Source organism: Pseudomonas sp. TNT2022 ID1044 (genome assembly GCF_028656895.1).
In the GTDB taxonomy this organism is placed as follows: domain Bacteria; phylum Pseudomonadota; class Gammaproteobacteria; order Pseudomonadales; family Pseudomonadaceae; genus Aquipseudomonas; species Aquipseudomonas reinekei.
The window spans coordinates 222,642-246,480 of record NZ_JAMDHB010000010.1 but is presented as its reverse complement, the minus strand read 5'-3'; the positions used below and the strand labels follow the sequence as shown (position 1 = coordinate 246,480).

Sequence of the window (23,839 nt, the reverse complement as noted above, 5' to 3'; positions counted from 1 at the left end):
CACCTGCGCTATCATCCCCGCCTCTACGCCCCAAGAGTTTAGAACCCGGATGTCCGCAACGCTGCCCCTGCCTGATGATCATTCCCTGCCTCCCGTACTCGCCGGCCCGCTGTTGCGCCGACTGGAGCCGTCGCGACTGGTGATGTGGCTGGTGGGGTCGCGTGCGCTGGAGCTGACGTTGCGTCTGCAGGGCGTCGCCGATATCCGTCTCGACGACGGGCAATGCACGGTGATTGCCGTGGGTACGCACGCCTTTGTGCATTTGATCGATGTGTCGCTGGACGCCGCCCTGCCCTGCGACGAACGCATCGCATACGACCTGCTACTGGAAGACGGGAAAGGCATCGCCGATTGGGCGCCTCACCTGCTGTACGGCGAGGCCGGTTGCCCGGACTTTGTCCTGCGTTCGCGCATCGATCAGTTGTTGCACGGTTCCTGCCGCAAGCCGCATCACCCGGCGACCGACGGTTTGCTGTGCGTCGATAACTTGCTGGCGCAAGAACACCAAGCCGGGGATCGCCCCGCGCTGTTGATGATGAGCGGCGATCAGGTGTACGCCGACGACGTTGCCGGGCCGATGTTGCGGGCGATTCATGAATTGATCGAGCGGTTGGGGCTGTTCGGCGAGCACCTCGAAGGTGCCGTGGTCAGCGACAGCGCCGCGCTGTACGGCCACGCTGCCTGCTACTACCACCGCGCCGATTTGCTGCCGGCCCTCAAGAGCAACGAAACCCTGCGTGATCGTTTCTTCGGCGGTGCGCGCAAGCCGATTTTCACCAGCAGCAGTGCCGACAATCATCTGGTGACTTTCGCTGAAGTCATGGCCATGTACCTGCTCGTCTGGTCGCCGACACCCTGGACGTTGATAAACCCAAAGCCGCCAAAACTGATCAAGGAACGACGTGAGCGGTATGCGCTGGAACAGACGCGCATCGACGGCTTCAAGGCTGGCCTGGGCAACGTCGCGCGAGCGCTGGCGCATGTGCCGACACTGATGATTTTCGACGACCACGACATCACCGACGACTGGAATCTTTCCGCGCAATGGGAGGAAACGGCTTACGGCCATCCATTCTCCAGACGCATCATCGGCAATGCGTTGATCGCTTACATGCTGTGCCAGGGCTGGGGCAATAACCCGGATGCTTTTGTCGATGTCGTGGCAGCGGCCCGCGCCTTCAGCGACACCGGGCATGACCGCTATCTGGACAGCGACGTCCAGGACGGTTTGATCGACGAACTTTTGCGTTTCCAGCATTGGCATTACGTGCTGCCCACCACGCCGGCCATGGTGGTGCTCGACACCCGCACGCGGCGCTGGCGCAGCGAGATGAACCTCAAACAGCCTTCGGGCCTGCTCGACTGGGAGGCCCTCAGCGAACTGCAACAGGAATTGCTGGATCACCCCAGCGCCATCATCGTTTCACCGGCGCCGGTGTTCGGGGTGAAACTGATCGAAACGGTGCAACGGGTGTTCAGCTGGTTCGGTTATCCGCTGCTGGTGGACGCGGAAAACTGGATGGCCCATCGCGGCGCGGCCCAGGTGATCCTGAACATTTTCCGCCACTCGCGCACACCGGGTAATTACGTGGTGTTGTCCGGCGACGTGCATTACTCCTTCGTCTACGAAGTGCTGATCCGCCACCGCAAGGCCGGGCCACGCATCTGGCAGATCACCAGCAGCGGCATCAAGAACGAATTTCCGCCCGCGCTGCTGGAATGGTTCGACCGCCTCAACCGCTGGCTGTACTCGCCGCGTTCGCCACTCAACTGGCTGACCAAACGTCGGCGCATGCGCATCGTGCCGCACGTTCCGGAACACGCCGAGGCCGGCGAACGGCTGTGGAATTCGGCGGGGATCGGGCAGGTGTTCTTTAATGAGAAAGGACAGCCGCAGGAGATTTTCCAGCTCAACTCGAATGGGGCACCAAAGACGCGGATGGTGGCTCCCGAAATCGACGAATGACCGCTAAAACCTGTGGGAGCGGGCTTGCTCGCGATAGCAATCTATCAGTCACCTAAGTGGTAACTGTCACACCGCCTTCACGAGCAGGCTCACTCCCACACTTGATCGGTGTCGCTCATGGAAACATCCCGAAGTGGATTCGACGAGTCTCAGATCATCTGGTTTCAGCAAAACGATAAGGCCGGGCTCAAACGAATCAACCTGCTCAGATATCACCACTGAACAATCGCCCGACTCACTCCCCTGACAATCATCTCCACCTCCCGCTCATCAATCGTCAGCGGTGGTAGCAGCCGAATGGTCTGGCCCCGGGTCACGTTGATCAGCAAGGCGTGATCCCGGGCGGCGATCAGGCTCAGGTCGCGGATGGGTTGCTTTAGTTCGATGCCGATCATCAGGCCCTGACCGCGGATCGCCAGCACATTGGGATTGTCGGCCAACTCCATGCGCAATCTGTCCAGCAGCCGTTCGCCCTGAAGCCGGGCGTTTTCCAGCAGGCCCTGCTCTTCAACGATATCCAGCACGGTGCAACCGACCCGGCAAGCCAGCGGATTACCGCCGAAGGTGCTGCCGTGGCTGCCCGGGGTGAAGAGTTCGGCGGCTTTGCCACGGGCCAGGCAGGCGCCGATGGGCACGCCGTTGCCCAGGCCTTTGGCCAGGGTCATGACGTCCGGGACGATGCCTTCGTGCTGGAACGCAAACCACTGGCCGGTGCGACCGATGCCGGTCTGGATCTCGTCGAGCATCAGCAGCCACGAACGCCGGTTGCACAGTTCGCGCAGCGCCTTGAGATAACCAGGCGGCGCCAGTTGTACGCCGCTTTCGCCCTGGATCGGCTCCATCAGGATCGCCACGATCCGAGCGCCATGGGCCTGTTGCAGTTTCTCCAGTGCCTTGAGATCTCCGAACGGGACTTTGACGAAATCCCCCGGCAGTTTGTTGAAGCCCAGGCGCACGGCCGGGCCGTCGCTGGCGGACAAGGTGCCAAGGGTCCGACCGTGGAAAGCGTTCTCCATGACCACCACCAGCGGCTCTTCAATCCCCTTGCGCCAGCCGTACAATCGAGCGATTTTCAGCGCCGTTTCGTTGGCCTCTGCCCCGGAATTGTTGAAGAACGCCCGGTCCATGCCCGCCAGCCGCGTCAGTTTCTGCGCCAATTGCTGTTGCCAGTCGATGCTGTAGAGGTTGGACGTGTGCAGCAGCAACCCGGCCTGTTCGGTAATGGCCGCGACGATTTTCGGGTGGGAATGGCCGACGTTGGTCACCGCCACGCCGGCCACCGCGTCCAGGTATTCGCGGCCGGCCTGATCCCACAAGCGAGTGCCCAGCCCTTTGTTGAAACTCAGGGCCAAGGGTTGATAAGTGCTCATCAGGCAGGCGGCGGTCATGACATCAAGCTCCAGCAAGGGTCGGTGTTTTTGCAGTATGGTTAGCCACCAGAGCTGGATAAACGCTTAAAAACTTCAATCATTTAAAAACCGGGCTTGATAATGGATCTGTTTCAGGCAATGAGCGTCTACGTCAAAGTGGTGGAGACCGGCAGCATGACGGCCGCCGCTTTTCAGTGCGAAATGTCCACGACCATGGTCGGCAATCACCTCAAGGCACTGGAGCAGCGCCTGGGTGTGCGCCTGCTCCACCGCACGACGCGGCGCCAGCGTCTGACGGAGTTCGGCAGCGCCTATTACCAGCGTTGCCTCGAAGTGCTGGGACTGGTGGCGGATTCCGAACGTCTGGCCGAGCAGGCCCTCGACGAGCCGAGCGGCAACTTGCGCATCACCGCCCCCTTGACCTTCGGCACCGAGCGCCTGGCGCCGGCACTGAGTGAGTTCAGCCTGCAAAACCCGCGAGTGAAACTCGATGTGGTGCTGACCAACCGCCGCCCGGATCTGCTGGAAAACGGTCTGGATGTGGCGTTTCGACTCGGTGCGCTGGAGCCCTCCAACCTGATCGCCCGGCCGCTGATCGACTACACCCTGACCATGTGCGCCTCACCGGCGTATCTGGCCCGTCGCGGTACGCCGCAAACACCTGAAGACCTGCGCCAGCACGACTGCCTGTCCTTTGCCTATCCGGCCGGGGATGACTGGCAATCGGTGCAAAAGGAGTGGCGTCTGGCCGGGCCTGACGGCGAAGTCAGCGTGGGGGTCAGCGGGCCGATGCTGATCAACAGCTCGGCCGGGCTGCATCAGGCGGCGTTGACTGGCATGGGGATCGTGATGATGCCCGACGCGCTGGTCGAACAGGATCTGCGGGAAGGCAAACTGCAAGCGCTGATGCCGGATTACTGCCCGCCGAGTCGGCCAATGCACCTGGTCTACGCACAGGATCGTCACCGGTTGCCGAAATTGCGGCGTTTCGTCGAATTCGCGGTGCAGAAGTGGGGCAAGCACTAGCAGGCCGAATGCGCCATGCACTAATCTGCGCGCTGACGGATCACTGACAGGGAGAGCGCAGATGGGCGAGGCATCGAATATCGAGCCGTTGAAGTTCAACGCGGCAGACATGAATGACGACATGCTGCACACCATCCTGGAACTGGTCAGCGATGGCATCTGGGACTGGAACGCCAACACCGGTTTCGTCTATCGCACGGCGCGCTGGTACGAGATGCTCGGCTACACGCCGCACTCCCTGGACAACAATGTGCTGACCTGGGAGAACGTCATTCACCCCGACGATTACCCGCGGGTCATGGCCCTGTTCGACGATTACCTGAGCCAGCGCGCCCCCGGCTACCAGGCTGAATACCGCTGCCGCATGCAGGATGGCAATTACCTGTGGATCGAAGATCGCGGCCACATCCTGGCACGCAATGCCGACGGTTCGGTGGCCCGGATGATCGGTGCGCACCGCAGCATCGAAGACAAGCGCCGCCTGTTCGAAGAACTCGAACGGCGCAATCACTCCCTCGAAGCCCTGATTGAAGAACGCACCCGCGAACTGTCACGGGTCAATCAACAGCTGCAGCTGCAACTGGAAGAAAACCGCAAACTGGCGCAAACCGACACGCTGACCGCCATTGCCAATCGGTATTGCCTGGAACAACACCTGCCCCAAGCCTGCGAGCGTGCCCAACGCTTTCGCGAACCGCTGTCGCTCATCGCCATGGACATCGACGATTTCAAGACCATCAACGATCACTACGGCCATGCCTTGGGCGATGCCGCGTTGGTGCACGTGGTCGAGAACGTCAAACGCTTCGTGCGCGAAGGTGACCTGCTGGCTCGCTGGGGCGGCGACGAATTCATCATGACGCTGCCCAACACCTCATTGGCCGAAGCCCGGACCCTCGCCGAAAAAATCCGCCATGGCCTCTCGGAATTGCTGCCCGTGGGCGACTTCCACGTGACCATGAGTTTCGGCGTAGTCCAGCGTTTTGACGAAGAGCAACAGACTGGCCTGATGGCGCGCGCCGATCAGGCGCTGTACCGCTCGAAAATCGCCGGCAAGAATGTGATCTCGGGATAAAACCTTAAATCCCGTCCTTCACCAGCACCGGTTTTTCCTGATAGCGATCCGGGAACAGCTGCTTGAGCTGCTTCACCTTCGGCAGGTCGTTGATCACGATGTACGGATAGGTCGGGTGCTCGGTCAGAAAGTCCTGATGCTCTTCCTCCGCCGGATAGAAACCGTTGTAGCTTTCCAGTTTGGTCACGATTGGTTTGCTGAACGATTTGGCCGCATCGAGTTGGGCGATGTAGGCCTCGGCGACTTTTTGCTGCTCAGCGCTTTTGGTGAAAATCGCCGAGCGATATTGCGTGCCAGTATCCGGCCCCTGGCGGTTGAGTTCGGTCGGGTTGTGCGCCACCGAGAAGTAGATTTGCAGCAAGGTGCCGTAACTGACCTGGGTCGGATCGAACGTCACTTCGACAGCCTCCGCATGCCCGGTATTGCCGTTGCTGACACGCTCGTATTGCGCGGTATTGGCGGCACCACCGGCGTAACCGGACACGGCGTCTTTCACGCCTTTGACGTGCTGAAACACCCCTTGCACGCCCCAGAAACAACCGCCGGCAAACACCGCCGTTTCGCTGTGGGCCTGAGTGGTTTGATCAAGGGTCGGCGGCGGAATGATCACCGCCTCTTCGGCCCCCCCAAAAGAGAACGCAGAGCATTGGCCAATCACGCCGACCGTGGCGATTGCCAACAGCGTACGGCGCCAGGTGAACAGGGTTTTCATGCAGGGCACTCCTGAATAATCCAAGGGATAAAAATCAGACGGCGCGGGGCTCGAACTTCATCGCCAGACCGTTCATGCAGTAGCGCAGGCCGGTGGGTTTCGGGCCGTCATCGAAGACATGGCCCAAGTGCCCGCCGCAACGTCGGCAGTGCACCTCTTCGCGGACCATGCCGAAGGCACGGTCCTGTCGGGTGGCCACAGCCTTGTCCAGCGGTGCCCAGAAGCTCGGCCAACCGGTGTGGCTGTCGAACTTGGTGGCCGAGGAAAACAGCGGCAGATCGCAACCGGCGCAGACGAACGTGCCGTCACGGTGTTCGTTGTTCAGCGGGCTGCTGTAGGCGCGTTCGGTACCTTCTTCGCGCAGGATTTCGTATTGCTCGTCACTGAGGATCGCGTGCCATTCGCTGTCGCTGTGGGTGACTTCGAACGCCTCGGCTGCGCTGGCTTCGCTGATCAATGCCGCGCCTGTGGAAAACTTTGGCAACAGGCCAATCGCCAGGGCTGCCACCCCGAGCCCGCCGCTCGCTACAAGAAAATGCCGTCGTGAAAACATGCGCGTCTCCCAAAAAACCAGGGGTGTTTCATGGAACACAGCCTAGGCTTTGGGTGATCGCCAAATCCTCACGGGAAGTTAAACAATTCGTGATAACTCGGGCGCTGAAAAACCCGCACAATGACTGGGCAATTCAATGTAGGAGCCGGCTTGCTGGCGATGCTGTGTCAGGTACCCAGGTGTCGACTGATACTCCATCGCCAGCAAGCCGGCTCCTACAGCGTGGTTTTCGCACAATGCGCTCATTGCGCCGAAGGATTGAGCTGGATGGAACAGACCAAACGCGTCCTCGTGGTCGAGGACGATCAGCACATCGCCGACCTGATCTGCCTGCACCTGCGAGATGAGCAGTTCGAGGTGGTGCACAGCGCCGATGGCACTGAAGGCATGCGCCTGCTGCAACAAGGCAACTGGGATGCGCTGGTCCTCGACCTGATGCTGCCCGGCGTCGATGGTCTGGAGATCTGTCGCCGAGCCCGGGCCATGGCCCGCTACACGCCGATCATCATCACCAGTGCACGCTCCAGCGAAGTGCACCGCATTCTCGGCCTCGAACTGGGTGCCGATGATTACCTGGCCAAGCCGTTTTCCATGCTGGAACTGGTGGCGCGGGTCAAAGCCCTGTTGCGCCGGGTCGATGCCATGGCGCGCAACCTGAAGATGGACGCCGGCAGCCTGGACATCGACGGCCTGACCATCGACCCGATCACCCGCGAGGTGGCCCTCGACGGCCGGCGCCTGGACCTCACGCCCCGGGAATTCGACTTGCTGTATTTCTTCGCCCGTCAGCCCGGCAAGGTGTTTTCGCGCATGGACCTGCTCAACGCCGTGTGGGGCTACAGCCACGAAGGCTACGAACACACGGTCAACACCCACATCAATCGCCTGCGCGCCAAGATCGAAGCCGACCCGGCGCAACCGGTGCGTATCCTCACGGTGTGGGGCCGAGGCTACAAATTCGCCACCGGGGAGGAACTCCAGCCATGAGGCTGACCCTCACGCAGCGCCTGTCACTGGTGTTCGCCGTGCTGCTGCTGGTGTGCTGCGGCACGTCGGCGTGGATGCAGGTGCGCTCCAACCAGTTGCATGAACAGGAAGTGGTGCAAGGCTTGTCCCGGGATCTGGCGCAACACATCGCCAATGACACCGTGCTGATGGACACCCAGGGCCTGATGCCCAATGCCGTGCGCGACCTGTTCAGCAAGCTGATGCAGGTCAACCCGAGCGTCGAGGTGTACCTGCTGGACACCGAGGGCAAAATTGTCGGCAGCGCCGCGCCCGAGGGGCGGATCCGCCGTGAGCGGCTCGACCTGGCACCGGTCCAGCGCCTGCTGCGTGGCGATGCCCTGCCGATTCTCGGCGACGACCCGCGCAGTGTCGATGCGCGCAAAGTGTTCAGCGCCGCGCCGCTGAAGGTCAATGGCAAACCAGCCGGTTATCTCTACGTGGTGCTGCTCGGTGAAGACCACGATCGACTGGCCGAACGCGGTGCCACCAGCGCCGCACTCAATACCGCCCTGCTGTCGATTGGCCTGGTGGCGATGCTGTGCCTGATTGCCGGTCTCACCGCGTTTGCCTTGATCACCCGGCCATTGCGTCGTTTGACTGACACCGTCAGTCAGTTCGACATTGATGGCGTCCCGGTCACCCCCGCCCTGCCCGTCACCGTGGAAAAAACCGCCAGCCACGATGAAATCGCGATCCTCGACGCCACGTTCCGGCAGATGCAGGCGCGCCTCGGTGAGCAGTGGCGCTCGTTGACCCGCCAGGATCAGGAGCGCCGGGAACTGGTGGCGAACATCTCCCACGACCTGCGCACGCCGCTGGCCTCGCTGCACGGTTATCTGGAAACCCTGTCGCTCAAGGACGCCACGCTGTCCCCCGCCGACCGCCGTCGCTATTTGGGCATCGCCCTGGATCAAAGCCGCAAAGTGGGTGGGCTGGCGCAGTCGTTGCTGGAACTGGTGCGCCTGGAACACGGTTTTGTGCAACCGGTGCTGGAGCGGTTTTCCCTGACCGATCTGGCCCAGGACATCTTCCAGAAGTTCGAGCTCACTGCCGAAGCGCGTCAAATCGAACTGAAGGCCACGTTCGCGCCGAACGTTTCAGCGGCCTGCGCCGACCTGGGGCTGATCGAGCGGGTGCTGACCAATCTGTTCGATAACGCGTTGCGCCATACCCCGGCGGGTGGCGAGGTTGAGTTGAGCCTGCGCCCCCAGGGTGCGTATATCGAAGTCACAGTGAGCGACAGTGGGCCGGGCATCGCGCCGCAACTGCGTGAGGGGTTGTTCCTGCGGCCGTTCAATATCGGCGGCGCACGGCGTGATGGCGGGTTGGGACTGCGGATTGTGCATCGCATCCTGCAATTGCATGGGCGCGAGATTCAGTTGATCGACATGCCGGGACGCGGGGCGACGTTTCGGTTTTCATTGCCGATTGATGAGGAAACGGCAACGGCATTGGCGGTGCGGTCGATGAACCTCAATACACCGCGGCAGGCTTGAGAACTGTGGTGCCTGACAGGCCAGCTCCCACAGGGTTAGCGAGTGTACGCAAGATGGGCGGACAACCTGAATCACTGTGGGAGCCGGCAGCGATGCGCTTGATTTTGTCCGTTGGCCTGTTGGGTCGTGACAACGCCGCCCCGGTCCAATAGATTAGGCGACCTGAAAAAGCCCCCAAGCTTTCTCGCCCCAATTCAAGCTGAAAAAAGTAGTGAAATTTCAATGTCCGATTCCAATACCGCTGAATCCGTAGTCACCTTGTCGTCCAAAGCGGAATACGAAAACTCCATCAATCTTTCACAACACGTGCCTCAGGCGAAAACCATCAGCGAGATGGTGCTGGACGCTTTCCAGTCGACCCGCGAAAGCGACCAGATCCGCGAACTGCGTGCCGCTATCCGTCAGGCCCACGACAGCTTCGACGATGACAAAGCCTACGAACTGATGGGCCAGCTCAAGCAGCTCAAGGACGCCGAGGCCGCCGACATCGCCGCCCTCGAAGACCTGAGCAGCAAATTCCCGATCAGCCGCATCCTGTCCAGCTTCAAGGACGACCCGGCGTTCCAGGAGATCGTCTACGGCCTGGCCCTGAAAGTGCTGAACCAGACCCACCAGGCCATCAGCAACCCGAGCGGCGGCAAGAGCAAAGCCGCCAAGGCCAAGAAAGAAGTCGAAGTGTTCACCATCAGCAAGGACGGCATCAGCGTCACCCTGCCCCTGCGCACCCCGCGCTCGCGCCTGAGCGTCGACCGTGAAGCCCTGGAGTTCCTCGGTTTCACCTTCGTTGGCGAAGGCGACGACGCGGAGCTGGAAAGCGAGACGTTCCTGGACAATGCCGGGGCCGAACAAGCGGTCAACCGCAAGAACATCATCACCGCGCTGCAACAGCAGACGGCGTTCGACGGCTACAGCATCGCCGCGCAGTAACCGATCCCGTTGTGGCGAGCGAGCTTGCTCGCGCTGGGCTGTAAAGCGGCCCCAAACATCTGACATTACCTGCCGATTTTTGTGAGTGCTTCGCACTCAGGCGCGAACAAGCCCCCTCGCCACAGGTGCCTCAGGCACTCACTTAGAGCCCCGCCACCGTGCGGGGCTTTTTATTGCCCGCGATTCGAGCAAAACCATGATTAGTCTTCCAGTATCGACAGCAGAACAACTCTTCCCTTCACCCATCAGCACCACGGGTCCGCCGGTCCTGAAACGGTCGTGGAGCGTCAATTCACTTTCCAGCCAGGGACCTCAGTGGTGCGACTGCCGAGGTCATCATGAACACGCTCCCGCTCTACCGTCAGCTGGCCAATCATTACCTGGACGCAATCCGCAGCGGCACCCTGAAAACCGGCGAACGCCTGCCCTCGATACGGCTGATGATGGAAAAACACGCCGTCAGCCTGTCGACCGCCGTGCAGGTATGCCGCGAGCTTGAAGACTGTGGCGTGCTGGAAGCCCGACCGCGCTCGGGCAATTACATTCGTCAGCCCGACACGCCGACCAGCCCCGTTGCGCTCACCCTGCCGCCACCGCTGGATACGGGCGTCTATGTCGGCATACACGAGCACGTGTCAGCGGTGCTCAAAGCCAGTCAGCAGGCGACGATCAAGGTCAACCTGGCCAGCGCCTACTGCGCCCCTGCGCTCTATCCGTTGAAGGTCTTGCAGGACAACATGCTCAAGGCCTTGCGCCAGGATCAGCACCTGTACGACACCACGGGCTCGACTTGCGGCAACAGTGCGCTACGCAACGTCCTTGCCCGCCGGATGCTGACCGCCAAGACCCACCTGACGGCCGATCGCATTGTGATCACCCATGGCGCCACCGAAGCGATCAACCTGGCCCTGCGTGCCGTGACCCAACCCGGCGATACCGTGGCCGTGGAGTCGCCGACCTTCTACGGCCTGCTGCAAATTCTCGACAGCCTGAACCTGCGGGTGCTGGAAGTCCCGGCCTCGGCCCACGCGGGGATTCACCTGACGGCCCTGGAACACCTGCTGCAAGGGCCGGAGCGGATCAAGGCGCTGATCGTCATGCCCAATCTGCACAATCCGCTGGGCAGCATCATGCCCGACACCCACAAGGCGCGACTGGTGAAGCTCTGTGCCGAGCACGACACGGTGCTGATCGAGGACGATACCTACGGTGACCTGGTGGACACCGAGCAACCGCTGTCCACCCTCAAGCACTGGGACCGCACCGACAACGTGATCTATTGCGCTTCGCTGAACAAAACCCTGGCCCCGGGCCTGCGCCTGGGCTGGATCAGCGCCGGGAAGTGGCACGACCGCGTGGAAATGCTCAAGCACACCCAGACCCGAGGCTGCGAGAAGCTGTCGCAACTGGCGGTCAGTGCGTTCATGGGCACGCCATCGTACGAGCGCTACCTGCGGCGCCTGAAGAAAACCCTGACCCAACAGCGCCAGCACATGAGCGCGGCAATCCTGCGCTACTTTCCCGAAGGCCCCCGGGTGACCAACCCGCGAGGCGGCACGTTGCTGTGGGTGGAATTGCCCGTGCAGCATTCATCCATGGCGCTTTTTCAGGAAGCGTTGAACGTCGGCATCCAGATTTCACCTGGGGATATCTTTTCCAACGCCAAGCGCTTCAAGAACTTTGTGCGCATTGGCTGTGGAACACCGTATTCGCCGAGGATCGATGAAGCATTGCAGACGTTGGGACGCCTGCTAAAAAAACCAGGGTTAACTCAACCCTTGTAAGAGCTGGCTTGCCAGCTCTTACAGGTTTTGCGGTGATCTTCAGATTGGGGGCTGGTGCAGGCTGATGATGTGCGGGTCGTCGTTCCAGTGCGGGAAACGCTCGGCGATCAGTGGGTCGTGGCCGGGGATGACGTGGTCTTCGCTATCGGCCAGGCGATCGATTTCGCTGAACGCCTCAAGGCTTTGCGCCAGGTCATCGATGATCGGAAACGGGCTGCGTTCGCGAATGTTGACCCACAAATGCGCGGCGTCCGACGCCAGAACAATCCAGCCGCGCGCGGTGTTGACCCGCACCACCTGACTGCCCGGCGTGTGACCGCCCACCGCATGCAGGGTGACGCCAGGCATCACTTGCACCGTGCCGTTGTGCAAACGCATCCGCCCTTCGAACAGTGGCGGCAGCGCCGACATCACGTCCTCGACTTCGTAGGTTTTGTTGACCGTGTGATGAGCCATTTTCGGCCCGGTGCAGAAGCGCAGTTCCGCCTCCTGCAGATGCACCGTGGCCTTGGGAAACAGCCCCAGATTGCCGGCATGATCCCAGTGCAAATGCGTAAGGATCAGGTGCTCGACCTGCGCCGGATCGATGTCCAGTTGCCGCAGGGATTCTTCCGGCAGGCGATACATCTGGCGATTGCGCCGATCCGCCGTGGCCGGTTGAAAACAGGTGTCGACCACGATCACCTGCTGCGCGTTGCGAATGACCCAGAAATAGTAATCCAGCGGCATCGGCGCATTCGGATCACCACAGCAGGCGTCGTAGAGAAAATTCTCCCGGGCGGTGCGTTGGGCATTGGCGCCGACGCGGATGGCGAATACTTCGTACACAGGAACGGACATGCACACCTCCGGATTCAGGCCGCCACAGTGGCTTTGAGGGTCGGACGAAAATCGAAGTCGATCAGCTCGCTGATGCCCAGGTCGTTCGCCAGTTTATGCAGGCCGCTGTAGTCGCGCATGATCGTCGCGTTCTTGTTGCTCTCGCGGGTGTCGGCAATGATCAACGCCGCATCCTCGACCCCCAGCTGAGTCAGAATCGCCTCCCACATCGAGTAGTCCTGGGCGATAAAAGCACTCAGCGCCACCGACAGGTTGCGTGCGAAAAATTCCCGCTGAACCGGCTGCATGTTGGCGTACATCACCTTGGCCACCTCGGCCAGCACTTTGCTGTGGGCATACTCGTCACGGTTGTGCAGCTCGGCCACGCGGCGATTTTGCGGCTGGATGGTCTGATCATCCGCCAGCAAATCGAGATAAGCATTGACGCTGATCTCGGCCACCACCGCGAAGGTAATTGCCGCCAGATCCCGCTGCCATTGCTCGGGCAACGCTTCACGCAGGGCCTTGAGGCGCAGGTAAGTGACGGATGGCGGCAAATCCAGATCCTGATCCAGCGCGCGATCAAGCCTGGTCCGCTCGATGGCCCGCAGGTGCATCAGCGTGTGGTAATGCTCGTCGATCAGCGTCTGTTGCATGGCCTCGCGAAAATGCCAGTCGTCCTTGCCCAGATACTGGTTGGCGATGACGCTCAGCGCCGGGTTCACCACGTGTTCCTCGGCGGTCACGGTACGCAGGTTGTAGCCGATCCAGCCCCAGGTCACCACGCGGCTTTTGAGTTCTTCGCTCAAGGCCTGGAATGCCGGGTGATGGAAAAACGGCACCATGCACTCCGGGTAATCCGGGCGCGCCGGGTCGAACGCTTCGTTGATCTGGCCTTTGTCCGGCGAACACACCGTGGCGCGTTTGGTCCAGGCCTGGTTGAGCCGCACGATCAGTTGATGATCGGCCTCGGCAATCTCGATTGCTGTTTGCATGACGCAATACCTGTAGGACGCGTACCCGCGAGGGGTACGCCTGAAGAATGAAGGGCGACGGAAAAATCAGGCCAGCCAGTAGCGGGTCAGGTTGCGCGCCGGGTCAGTGTATCGGCTGCGGGCGTGAATCATCCGCCAGTTATCCCAAATCAGCAGGCACCCGTCGGGAATCAGCACCGGTGTGTTGTGCTCGATAAAGTAGGCTTCACCCAGCGCCGCAAACCGGGCCAGTGGCGAGGTGCTGTTGGTCACTTGTGATTGCTGCAACGCGTCCTTCGAAGGGTTCACGTCACCATAGTGAAACTGGTTGTAGCTGAAGCGAAAAATGTCGCCTTCTTCGGTCGGCGTCAGGATGTATTCCTTGACCCGGGTCTGCGCCGGCTCGCCTGGCTTGGCGGTGGCGACGAACTCCACGGGCGTGTCGTCGAGCCATTCGCGCAGTTCCGGTTCGGATCGCTCCAGCGACTTCAAAAATTCATAACCGTCCACCAGCCCCGTGTGCCCACCACCACACGCGGCCTGTTTATGGCAATGCAACGCCAGATAACGGGGTGGCGGACCATACACCGGCGCTTCGGTGTGCGGGCCAATGCCGTTCATGCTCTGGGAGTAAGGCAAGTCCTCATACCCTGGCTTGCGGGTGATGGCGAAGGCGACCTGGCCGTTGAACTGCGGAATGACCGGACCGAACGCTTGCAGGGTTCCTACAACATCGTGGGCAAATTCCCCGGGGGTAAGCACCGTCCAGCCCTGCGCCGACAATTGTTCATGACGATGGTCCAGTGAAACATAAGGTGTAGACGCAACAATCCCTTGGTTTGGCATGGCGAGGTTCCTGGCTGTTTATCAGGCGTTGACGGTTGAGGTGTAAGCGGCGATCAAATCGCGACAGGCATGGCCCGGTCGGTAGAGCTGCTCATCGATGCGTTGCACCGGGGTGATTTCGGCGGCGGTTCCGGTGAGAAAACACTCATCGAAATCGCCCAGTTCCGTCGGCAAAATCGTGCGTTCGATCACTTGATAATCCAGCGCCTTCGCCAGTTCGATCACGGTCTGGCGGGTGATGCCGTTGAGGAAACAATCCGCCACCGGCGTGTGCAACGTCCGGTCTTTGACGAAGAACACATTGGCACTGGTGGCTTCGGCGACGTGACCGCGCCAGTCGAGCATCAGCGCATCGTGGTAACCGGTGTTCTCGGCATCGTGCTTGCTCAGCGTGGCGATCTGGTAGTGCCCGGAAGCCTTGGCTTCGAAGGGGCTGCTGCTGGGTGGCGGGCGGCGCCACGTCGCGGTTTTCAGGCGAATGCCGGCCATGCGTGCCGCCGGGTCGAAATAGCTCGGCCATTGCCAGCAAGCGATGGCCACATGCACGCGGTTGAAACGCGCCGAGGTGGAAATCATCTCGCTGCCGCGCCACGCTACGGGTCGCAAATAACCCTCGACCACGCCGTTGCGCCGCAGCAGTTCGTGGCTGGCCGCTTCCAGTTCGGCGGGTTCAAACGGGAGGGCGAAATCCATCAGTTGCGCCGAGCGATACAGCCGCTCGGTGTGCTCGCGCAGTTTGAAGATCTTGCCGTTGTACACGCGCTCCCCTTCATACACCGTGCTCGCGTAATGCAGGCCGTGGGTCAGTACATGCAGGCGCGCCTGGGACCACTCGACGAACTCGCCGTCGAGCCAGATCAATCCGTCGCGCTGATCAAACGAGATACCGCTCATGTCCCTCTCTCCTGTAAATCGTCCTACGCCGTTTGCAGCAGGACCGGTATCAATTCGGGGGTTGCCTGGGGTTCGCTCTGAAAGAAAAACGCCCGTTCACCAAACGCCGGGCGCAGGTCATCGAACCAGGTCACGTGGGGATCGAAGCGCGCGTAAAACGTGCGCAACACCCACTGCGGATCGCGCGCCTGCAGGAACTGCAGCACGAAGACTTTTTCTCCGGCGACCGTCTCGATACCGTTGATCAACACCTTGCCGTAGAAGGTGCTCATGGACGGCCCGCGCACCGTGCGCGCCAGCCCGGACACCGTGCGGTACGCCGCCTGGAAGATTTCGAACGCCCGGGCCAGCGGCATCGCGAAGTAATGGCTGGGGCCGGTGTCGCGTTCGACGAACATGTAATACGGCACCGCCCCGAGCCGCACACCTTCGGTCCAGAGGTCCGCCCAATCGGCCGGGTTTTCGTTGATGTGGCGGATCACCGGCGCCTGCATGCGCAGCGTTGCACCGGTGGCGCGAATGCGTTCGACGGCTTGGCGCGCGATGTCCTGGCGGAGCTCCACCGGGTGGTTGTAGTGCCCCATGATCGACAGGTTTTTCCCCGCCGCCACGATGCGCCGGAACAGTTGCAGCAATTCAGGGGAGTCCTTGTCGCTGACAAAGCGCTGCGGCCAGTACGCTACGGATTTGGTGCCGATGCGGATGCTCTTCAGCTGCGGCAAATCCAGCAGCGGCTCGATGTACCCCGCCAGCGAACGGGTGTTCATGATCATCGGGTCGCCCCCGGTGATCAGTACATCGGTGACTTCGCTGTGCACCCGCAGGTAGTTCACCAGCTCCTGGGATTCACGGGCATTGAACTTGAGTTCTTCCTCGCCGATGAACTGCGCCCAGCGAAAACAGAAGGTGCAGTACGCGTGACAGGTCTGGCCGGCCCCGGGGAAAAACAGCACCGTCTCGCGGTACTTGTGCTGAATGCCGGCGAGAACTTTGCCGTCGAGCGTCGCGCTGTTGTGCGTCAGTTGCCCGGCCGGGTGCGGATTCATGCGTAACCAGATGGCTTCGATACGCCGCTTGATCGCGGCTGAATCGTCCAGCTCGATCAGGTGCTTGAGCGAGGCGTATTCCTCCGCCAGCAACATGTCCTTGTGGGGAAACGTCATACGGAAAATCGGATCGTCGGGAATGTTGTTCCAGTCGATCAGCGTGCCCAACACATAGTCGTTGGTGCGAAACGGCATGACCCGGGCCACGACGGTCATGGCTTCCTGCAATGCCGGGGTCAATTTGTCCCAGTAGGGTGTGTCGCGAATGGTGCGTGCGTTATAGGGTTTGTATCTTTCCTGCTCCGACATTCCTTGCATGGCAGCGCTCCTGGTGTTTGCCCTGACGGTTGCTACACGATGGCTGGCGCTGTGCGCTCTATGTCCATCCAGGCCCGGACGCTGTCGCGATCCCACTGACGACGGACATACGCCGCCAATCGCGCAGGCACCGGGTCACCATTGGCCACCAGGCGGTTGAGCATGATCGCCAGGTCGGTGTCGGCAATGCTCCAGTCACCGAACAGGTGCTCGGCGCCCTCCCCCAGCAAACGGTCGGCCACGAACACCAGGCGTTCGGCGGCGGCCCGGGCTTCGTCGGACAGCGGCGTGTCCTTCTTGCCGAAATACACCAGATCAAACGGACGCTCCTTGCGCACCACCAGCAGATCACTGCGCAGCCAGGCCTGCAGTTGACGGGCACGGGCACGCTGCTGGATGTCTTTGGGGTAAATGCTTTTTGCACCGGGTGCGAGTTCTTCCAGGTATTCGGCGATGGCCGAAGATTCCGAGAGCGCAAAACCTTCGTGAACCAGTACCGGAATTTTGCAGGTCAACGAAAGATCGCGATAACTGTCCAGATAGTTTTAACGCGCTTTCAAATCCACCGTCACAAGTTTAAAGGAAAGTTGTTTTTCCTTTAATGCGACATAAGCCGACATGGCAAAGGCACTGACATAGTCAGCACCGAGATACAGTTTTAACTTTGTACTTTCCATGAACGCTCCCTTGCACTAAGCACATTAATCCGTTGCAGTCGAAGCGATCGTATTAACTTGTTCATCGGCTGAACAGATACAGAAATTACCTGTTTCTATCGATACAGAAATCCGGGAGGCGTCACTGATGAGCCGGCATTTTTGCAGGCGCACAAAAACGAAAAAGGGAGTCCGTAAAAGCGGACTCCCTGGCGTGCAGCAGACGGGAAATTACAGCGGTCGAGGGATCAGGCCAACGTTGTCGACGTGGTTGGCCAGCAACGCCATCTGCGGCATGTTGCTGATGTTGAGCATGACCAGCGGCTCGCTGCTGCAGGTGTTGACGAAGCCGTGGCGGGTCCAGGCGGGCACCAGCAATACATCGCCGGGGCCGACACTGACTTCATCGGCCTCCCCCAGTGACAATGCGCCGCTGCCGGACTGGATGATGAACAGATGCCACCAGGCGTGGGCATGGCCCTCAAGCGTGGAGCCCGGCACCAGCCACTGCATGGACACCGCCATGCCAGGTGTTAATTGGCAACCCTCGAGATGATTTTCGTGGGCCAGCGCAACAATATCGATGTCGCTGGCCTCAAGTGTCTGGCGCATGTCGCCAAGTTCGGCAGCTTTCCACACCCGGGGTTTTATCGGCTGCCGATTCAGACTCTGGCGAAAGTCTTTATATGAAAAAAACGCACCCTGAACGTCCTTCATTTTTCGTTCCAACTTATTCTGCCGAATTTAGTTGTCAGACCTTAGGCCAACGCTTCAACAGTGTAAAGCCGAACAACTTCACTTATAAAGCCGACGGTCGTAACGCCACAATCATATCAACTTCAATGGCCGCATTTTTCGGCAATTGATAAACACCGACAGTGGTGCGTGTATGTTTTCCGGCATCGCCCAATACATGACTGAACACATCTGACGCACCGTTGGCGACTTCGCTGAGGTCGACAAAATCTTCCGTGCACCGCACATACACCGTTACCCGAATCAGCGACTTGATCTTGTCCAGCGAACCAATGGCATCGACGATCAGCGCCAGGCCGCGCATCGCACTGATGCTGGCAGCGGCTTGCGCATCCCCCATGTCGAGATCACGCCCGACCCGACCCGGGTAGTGGATTTTGCCGTTCATGCGCGGCACCAGACCGCTGATGTACAACTCGTCGTGATGGCGGATCAACGGCGCGTAATGACCGCCAGCGGTGTTCTCGCCGTAGATGTCATAGTCGAATTCCCGCGCCAGAGCGATGAAGCGCTCATCACAGGTCATGTGCTCAATCATTTACCGAACCCTCTTGATCAATACTGCAAAAAACATCGATCGCTACTGCTTGATCCGCCACTCAGCCCACCGCCCTGGCCGGTGTTGCCAGGCTGGTGATCCCGACCCTTGATTCAATGGCTTCGGCCAGACGCGACAGGTCAAGGCTGAGGCGCTCGTACTGCTCGTTGAACAAGACGATGTGGCCGATGAACGAGAAGTTGTCCTTCACCAAAGCGCTGACCGAATCACCAATGCGCTTGGTCAGCACCGCTTCCACCAGTTCGATGTTCAGCGAGCGAGCCAGCGCCTGAATGTCCGGAACATCGCGCAGGATGCCGCCGCTGTTCGCCCGCAACAGGCGTATGCCGCAGTAGCCGCGCGGCACGGGATCATCGCTGGCGACGTGACCTTCCACCGCCCAGCGAACCCAGCGCTCCCACGGGTCGAAGTCGATGAACGCCTTACGCGCAAGGTCCCAGATGTGCATGCCACCGGGACGCATGTTGGTTTCCACGGCCGAGGTACGGTGATTGGCCCTGTGGAAAACTTCGTTGTGCCAGGCGCCGTTGTCCTGCGAAACCAACCCCGCCATGTGACGGCCGGCAGCCATCAGCCGGGCCTGGGCATCTGCCGGTAACGGCGCAGGCACCACTTGCTGGATCTCGGCGCGGTAGGCGCCGTCGGTGGTGGTTTTTTCGGTGATCCAGGTGCTACCGGCCACATAATCCCAGCTGTATTCCCGAGCGTTCTGGATCAGCTCTTCGAGCACAATGCCGCCCTCGCGATAAGGCTTCAGGGCCAGCCACGCTTCGTCGCACTCGGACGGGTGACGGATCACCCGGCAGCCTCGGCTGGCACCTTCGCAGGCCGGCTTGATGAACGCCTTGCCGCCCAGTTCGATCACGCGCTGACGCAGTTCTGGCAGGCTCTCGATGCGTGTCGAAACGATCGGCCGGTAATCCTCGGGGGCGACCGTGGCGGATGCTTCGAGCTGGCGGAAAATCTGTTTGTCCAAGCCCGCCCGCGCCTCGGCCGGGGTAATGCCGGGCACGCCGAAATGGCTGGCCAGCGCCGCCCCGAGCAGTACACCGCGATCGGAAAACGGCAGCACGCCGATCAGCTTCCAGCGATCGGCATTCAGGCAACCGACCACCAGCTCCAGCGAAGCCGCGACGTCTTTTTCCGCCAGCGAAGTGCTGCAAACGTGATCGGCAACCTGTTCGTCGAACGGCTGGATCTGCTCGACCAGCAGGATCAAACGAGCGTTGTAGAGCGACTTGCACAGTTCACGCAACTTCGGGATATCGTGGACCCGACTGCCGTTGTACCCCACCACTACTACGCATGAAGTCGTATTCATAATGTCCCCGACTTGCAAAGTGAAAACCGAAACGGCGATGACTCAGTCATGCAACGACGCAATGGATTTGCGGTTGAGCCAGTACCAGACCAGGATCCCGGCAGCGCCGATGGCAGCCAGCACCAGGGCGTTATAGGGCGGCGGCATGACCCGCATGATCAACACGGTCAAACCCGCGCCGACGCCCAGGGACACTTCCTTGACGAACATGTTGTTCTGCTTGACCGAGAAGTAATCGAGGTGACTGAACGCGCATTCGGCGATCGACAGCAGCGCCACCCAGACCAGTGCGCCGGCCAGGGTTTCGACGTGGAATGCCGCAGGCGAAGACAGCACGGCAAAACCGCCGACGATGATCGCGATCACAGTCAGCACCTTGAAGCGCCCGGTGCTTTCGATCAGCTTCATGACCGGCACTTGCGCGAACACCACCACGGCGCTGTTGAGGATCAGCATCAGGCCGTACCAGGCAGGGAGTTCGCCGGTCTTGAGCAGGATCGCTTGCGGCAGGATCGAGAACACACCGAACAGCTTGATGCCCATGATGATGCCGGCGATGACCCACGGCAGTTTGTTGGCCCAACCGCTGCCGTCCTTGCTGGCCGGACGCGCCACCGCGGCTTCGGTGGTGAACGTCGCGCCCATGGCGATGGGCAGGCACAGCAGGACGAAACTGGCAGCGCCGAGGAAAAACATGGTGGGCGTCAGTAGCGGCGACAGCAGGATCAGGCCGGCCAGCAGACTGCCCATGTTCATGGCCACGCGGTTATACGCTGCACCTTCCTTGGTCTGCGCCGCTTCGCTCTTGATCAGGTAACCGGCAATCGCAATGCCGTAGGCAAACAACGCCGCGGCAAACATGACAACGCCCTGGTTATGGGTGATGGCCAGCAGCACCAGGCCGGCGGCCGCGCACAGCAATGTCACGCTCAGGGAGCGGCGACCGAGCACCAGCAACGTCAATGGCAAAAGCAGTAACAAGGCCCGATAACCGAGCGCAAGAATGCTGTTGGTGGCGGTGTCGAGCCAGACGTTGGCCTTGCCCAACACCGCGAACAGCGCCACGGCCGTGATGATTCGAATGGTGAACAACCGCAGGTTGATCACCGGTTTCGCCACGACGGCGGTTGTTTCTACACTCATGCAGCACCTCTTGAACCTTGGTGACTGAACGACCGGCAAAAGGTCGACAATCCGAAAACACTCCAAAGTCATAGTAAAAAGAGATGCTTGTCTTGATCAGAGCAAGTTCGTATAGAATCAAACGAACTTTACTGCCGGAGAGACCAGTAAAATGCAGGCTCAGCGCGCAGTGATCGCCGCCATCGAGTTCCAGCCGGGTGTACCGCTGGTGCAGCAGATCGTCGATCAATTGACCGTAGCGATCAGCCAGGGCGGCCTGCCCCACGGCTCCAGGCTGCCGCCGATTCGCGAACTCTCCGACTTGATGCACGTAGGCAAGTCCACGGTGGTCGACGCCCTCGACCGCTTGCGGGCCAAAGGTCTGGTGGTTTCACGTCAGGGCTCGGGGCACTACGTGCACCGTTCCAGCAGCACCCTGCCGGCCAACGCCGGGCCGGACCTGCTGCCGCAAGACACTCTCAGCGTGGTCCGCCGCGCCGTGCTGCTGGACAACGGCGCTCTGCGACCGGGGGCCGGTTTTCTGCCCTCCTCCTGGCTGCCTGCCGAAGAATTGCTCAAAGCCGTGCGCGGCACACTTCGCGCGACCACCCTGCGCATGGGTGAGTACGGTGATGCCAGCGGTTACCTGCCACTGCGCCAGGCCTTGCGGGTCAAGATGGCGACCTTGGGCATCGAAGTGCCGGTGGAGCAGATCATCACCACCGCCAACACCGTACAAGCCATCGACATGCTGATGCGCCTGCTGGTCAAACCCGGCGACACAGTGCTGCTCGATGACCCGTGCTATTTCACAATGCACACCAATCTGGCCTGGCACGGGGCGAAGGTCATCACCATTCGCCGCGAGTGCGACGGCATGGACCTCGACGCGTTGGAGCGACTGCTGATCGCCCACCGCCCCGTGCTGTACATGACCAACAACGCCCTGCACAACCCGACCGGGCACTCGTTCACTTCGGCGCAGGTTTATCGCCTGCTCGAGTTGAGCCATCGCTACAATTTCCACATCCTCGAAGACGACTTGTACTGCGACATGCAGCAACGCCGAACGCCGCGCCTGGCCGCGAGCGGGCTGGACACGGTGTCTTACGTCTCCGGGTTCTCCAAGACCCTGACCGCCAACAGCCGCGTCAGCTTCGCGGTGCTGTCACCGCAACTCGCGGCGCGGATGGTGACGCTGAAAATGGCCTGCGGCGGCATGACCTCGGAAATGGCCGAGCAGATCATCTGCACCATGCTCAGCGACGGCAGCTATGCCAAACACATGCGCCGCACCGTGGACCGGCTCTATGAGTCGAACAGCCGGGTGGCGGCGTGGCTGGGCGAAGCCGGGTGTTCGGTGTCTTCGCTGCCAGGGGAAGGGTTGTACATCTGGACGCGATTGCCCGATGAATACAACGCCGAAACCCTGGCCATCAAGGGCCTGGAAATCGACCTGGTATTGGCGCCGGGCACCTTGCTCAGCAAAGGGCCGGATGGCAATCGGTTCCTGCGTTTCAACGTGGCGCACAGTGATCATGTGCAGGTGCGGGAACGGTTTTTCCGGTTGCTGGACAAACCACACAAATAACTGACAACCCCCTATCCCTGTGGGACCGAGCCTGCTCGCTCCCACAGGATTTGCGGCACCCAATCCGAGCCCGGCCAGCACAAGAATTGGACCTCGCATTTTTTGCAGGACATGAGCAAAGCCATCATCGACGACGTGGTGAAGGTGCTCGATGCACCGTGTAACAATCGCACGTGAATGAAAAAGCCCCGCTCTTCTCTCGAAGGCGGGGCTTTTCAGGTGTTCGCTGACTCAATCAAACCACTGCCAGTCGATCCACCATATCCGGGAACTTCTCCACCAGCCTGATTAACAAGGCAGCCTGAGCGTTGGGCTTTGACTTTTCCTGCTCCCAGTTTCTCAAGGTGCTGGGGCTGGTTCGAATACGTTTGGCAAAAACCGCTTGAGACATGTGCAGCTTTTCCCGTAGCGCAACGATTTCTTGCGCCCCGACTTCAGGAGCCGGAATGTCCTCGATGGACGTATTGCGCAGCGTAATTTTGCCTTCGCGCTGAGCCGCCATCTCATCAACGCCCTGCATCAATTCTGCAAACAGGTCGCGTTTTTTCATGGGGTACCTCGTTTTTTTAGCTCTGTTTCTATCGCTTTCTTGAGCGCCTTTTCTTGGTCGGCGGTCAAATTCTGAAGCTCATCCTTGTCATAAATTGCAAACATCCAGAACTGACCATCATTCATAAGCCAATAATAGATAACTCGCAAGCCACCTCGTCTGCCTTTCCCTCGGCGTCCATCCGCCCATCGAAGCTTTCGAAAGCCACCGGTTCGAGGCATGACATCCCCCGCTTGCGGGTTCATCTGCATGTACGATTGCAGGGCACGATACTCATCGTCCTTCAGATAATTTCCAACGGCGGCAGTGAAGGTGGTTGTTTCGAAGAATACGGTTCGCATCGGCAAACTATAGGCAAATTGCTTATAGTCGCGCAATCTACAAATCAATTTCCTGACGAACCACCCTAGCGATTAGCCCCAACAAAAAGCCCCGCTCTTCTCTCGAAGGCGGGGCTTTTCGGTGCAGCT

At 60.4% G+C, this 23,839-nt stretch carries 23 protein-coding genes and 1 pseudogene; 9 read left to right on the top strand and 15 right to left on the bottom strand.

Features of this window, described 5'->3' with window-relative positions; translation table 11 throughout:
• Positions 1-49 precede the first annotated feature (49 nt).
• Entirely contained in the window at positions 50-1,966 is a 1,917-nt protein-coding gene (locus M5G20_RS16015) for an alkaline phosphatase D family protein (protein WP_273919873.1), read from the top strand.
• 212 nt (positions 1,967-2,178) lie between these two features.
• Here M5G20_RS16015 and M5G20_RS16010 read toward each other — a convergent pair whose 3' ends face one another.
• Positions 2,179-3,354 carry an aspartate aminotransferase family protein gene (locus M5G20_RS16010; RefSeq protein ID WP_273919872.1) on the bottom strand — a complete coding sequence of 392 codons (1,176 nt, stop codon included), beginning with the start codon at positions 3,352-3,354 and terminating at the stop codon, positions 2,179-2,181.
• Positions 3,355-3,456: 102 nt separating this feature from the next.
• Between M5G20_RS16010 and M5G20_RS16005 the strand changes: the two genes are divergently transcribed.
• Together M5G20_RS16005 and M5G20_RS16000 are read left to right on the top strand one after the other, a co-directional pair.
• On the top strand, positions 3,457-4,362 hold the full coding sequence (locus M5G20_RS16005) for a LysR family transcriptional regulator (RefSeq protein ID WP_273919871.1): 906 nt from the start codon (positions 3,457-3,459) through the stop codon (positions 4,360-4,362).
• A gap of 61 nt (positions 4,363-4,423) precedes the next feature.
• Positions 4,424-5,437: a sensor domain-containing diguanylate cyclase gene (locus M5G20_RS16000; RefSeq protein WP_273919869.1), complete on the top strand. Its 1,014-nt coding sequence runs from the start codon at positions 4,424-4,426 to the stop codon at positions 5,435-5,437.
• A gap of 4 nt (positions 5,438-5,441) precedes the next feature.
• Here the strand turns inward: M5G20_RS16000 and msrA are convergent, their stop codons facing one another.
• Both msrA and msrB read right to left on the bottom strand, forming a co-directional pair.
• Entirely contained in the window at positions 5,442-6,149 is a 708-nt protein-coding gene (msrA, locus tag M5G20_RS15995) for a peptide-methionine (S)-S-oxide reductase MsrA (protein ID WP_273919868.1), read from the bottom strand.
• A gap of 34 nt (positions 6,150-6,183) precedes the next feature.
• The gene (msrB, locus tag M5G20_RS15990; protein WP_273919866.1) at positions 6,184-6,702 is read right to left on the bottom strand and encodes a peptide-methionine (R)-S-oxide reductase MsrB; all 519 of its coding nucleotides are present in this window, start codon (positions 6,700-6,702) and stop codon (positions 6,184-6,186) included.
• 267 nt (positions 6,703-6,969) lie between these two features.
• On the opposite strand from msrB, the gene M5G20_RS15985 reads away from it, so the two are divergent.
• The 4 genes from M5G20_RS15985 to M5G20_RS15970 all read left to right on the top strand — a co-directional run bounded on the left by M5G20_RS15985 (position 6,970) and on the right by M5G20_RS15970 (position 11,917).
• On the top strand, positions 6,970-7,689 hold the full coding sequence (locus tag M5G20_RS15985; protein ID WP_273919865.1) for a response regulator transcription factor: 720 nt from the start codon (positions 6,970-6,972) through the stop codon (positions 7,687-7,689).
• Positions 7,686-9,206, top strand: a complete 1,521-nt coding sequence (locus tag M5G20_RS15980; RefSeq protein WP_273919864.1) for a sensor histidine kinase — start codon at positions 7,686-7,688, stop codon at positions 9,204-9,206. The genes M5G20_RS15985 and M5G20_RS15980 overlap by 4 nt, the downstream gene beginning before the upstream one ends.
• A gap of 222 nt (positions 9,207-9,428) precedes the next feature.
• Entirely contained in the window at positions 9,429-10,133 is a 705-nt protein-coding gene (locus tag M5G20_RS15975) for a hypothetical protein (RefSeq protein ID WP_273919863.1), read from the top strand.
• 338 nt (positions 10,134-10,471) lie between these two features.
• On the top strand, positions 10,472-11,917 hold the full coding sequence (locus tag M5G20_RS15970; RefSeq protein ID WP_273919862.1) for an aminotransferase-like domain-containing protein: 1,446 nt from the start codon (positions 10,472-10,474) through the stop codon (positions 11,915-11,917).
• Between the two features lie 39 nt (positions 11,918-11,956).
• On the opposite strand, the gene M5G20_RS15965 is transcribed toward M5G20_RS15970, so the two are convergent.
• The 10 genes and pseudogenes from M5G20_RS15965 to M5G20_RS15920 form a co-directional block, all read right to left on the bottom strand.
• Positions 11,957-12,757 (bottom strand): N-acyl homoserine lactonase family protein, encoded by an 801-nt coding sequence (locus M5G20_RS15965; protein WP_212625749.1) that lies wholly within the window; start codon positions 12,755-12,757, stop codon positions 11,957-11,959.
• A 14-nt stretch (positions 12,758-12,771) separates the two neighbouring features.
• Positions 12,772-13,731, bottom strand: coding sequence for a diiron oxygenase (locus tag M5G20_RS15960; RefSeq protein WP_273919860.1), 960 nt, complete (start codon positions 13,729-13,731; stop codon positions 12,772-12,774).
• Between the two features lie 66 nt (positions 13,732-13,797).
• Positions 13,798-14,556, bottom strand: a complete 759-nt coding sequence (locus M5G20_RS15955) for a TauD/TfdA family dioxygenase (protein WP_273919859.1) — start codon at positions 14,554-14,556, stop codon at positions 13,798-13,800.
• A gap of 21 nt (positions 14,557-14,577) precedes the next feature.
• Positions 14,578-15,450 (bottom strand): branched-chain amino acid aminotransferase, encoded by an 873-nt coding sequence (locus M5G20_RS15950; RefSeq protein WP_273919858.1) that lies wholly within the window; start codon positions 15,448-15,450, stop codon positions 14,578-14,580.
• Between the two features lie 23 nt (positions 15,451-15,473).
• Positions 15,474-16,814: a KamA family radical SAM protein gene (locus M5G20_RS15945; RefSeq protein WP_273919857.1), complete on the bottom strand. Its 1,341-nt coding sequence runs from the start codon at positions 16,812-16,814 to the stop codon at positions 15,474-15,476.
• A 32-nt stretch (positions 16,815-16,846) separates the two neighbouring features.
• Positions 16,847-17,491: pseudogene (yfcF, locus tag M5G20_RS15940) on the bottom strand (glutathione transferase).
• A gap of 210 nt (positions 17,492-17,701) precedes the next feature.
• Entirely contained in the window at positions 17,702-18,187 is a 486-nt protein-coding gene (locus tag M5G20_RS15935; RefSeq protein ID WP_273919856.1) for a cupin domain-containing protein, read from the bottom strand.
• Between the two features lie 82 nt (positions 18,188-18,269).
• Positions 18,270-18,764 (bottom strand): RidA family protein, encoded by a 495-nt coding sequence (locus tag M5G20_RS15930; RefSeq protein ID WP_273919855.1) that lies wholly within the window; start codon positions 18,762-18,764, stop codon positions 18,270-18,272.
• Positions 18,765-18,825: 61 nt separating this feature from the next.
• Positions 18,826-20,106 (bottom strand): ATP-grasp domain-containing protein, encoded by a 1,281-nt coding sequence (locus tag M5G20_RS15925; RefSeq protein ID WP_273919854.1) that lies wholly within the window; start codon positions 20,104-20,106, stop codon positions 18,826-18,828.
• 42 nt (positions 20,107-20,148) lie between these two features.
• Positions 20,149-21,249, bottom strand: a complete 1,101-nt coding sequence (locus M5G20_RS15920; protein WP_273919853.1) for a hypothetical protein — start codon at positions 21,247-21,249, stop codon at positions 20,149-20,151.
• 151 nt (positions 21,250-21,400) lie between these two features.
• On the opposite strand from M5G20_RS15920, the gene M5G20_RS15915 reads away from it, so the two are divergent.
• A complete protein-coding gene (locus M5G20_RS15915; protein WP_273919852.1) occupies positions 21,401-22,819 on the top strand; it encodes an aminotransferase-like domain-containing protein in 1,419 nt (472 codons plus the stop codon).
• A 48-nt stretch (positions 22,820-22,867) separates the two neighbouring features.
• Positions 22,868-22,996, top strand: coding sequence for a DUF3077 domain-containing protein (locus M5G20_RS15910; RefSeq protein WP_443218306.1), 129 nt, complete (start codon positions 22,868-22,870; stop codon positions 22,994-22,996).
• Positions 22,997-23,054: 58 nt separating this feature from the next.
• Here M5G20_RS15910 and M5G20_RS15905 read toward each other — a convergent pair whose 3' ends face one another.
• Both M5G20_RS15905 and M5G20_RS15900 read right to left on the bottom strand, forming a co-directional pair.
• On the bottom strand, positions 23,055-23,369 hold the full coding sequence (locus tag M5G20_RS15905) for a helix-turn-helix domain-containing protein (protein ID WP_075946541.1): 315 nt from the start codon (positions 23,367-23,369) through the stop codon (positions 23,055-23,057).
• Positions 23,366-23,710, bottom strand: a complete 345-nt coding sequence (locus tag M5G20_RS15900) for a toxin (RefSeq protein ID WP_273919986.1) — start codon at positions 23,708-23,710, stop codon at positions 23,366-23,368. The genes M5G20_RS15905 and M5G20_RS15900 overlap by 4 nt, the downstream gene beginning before the upstream one ends.
• Positions 23,711-23,839 lie beyond the last annotated feature (129 nt).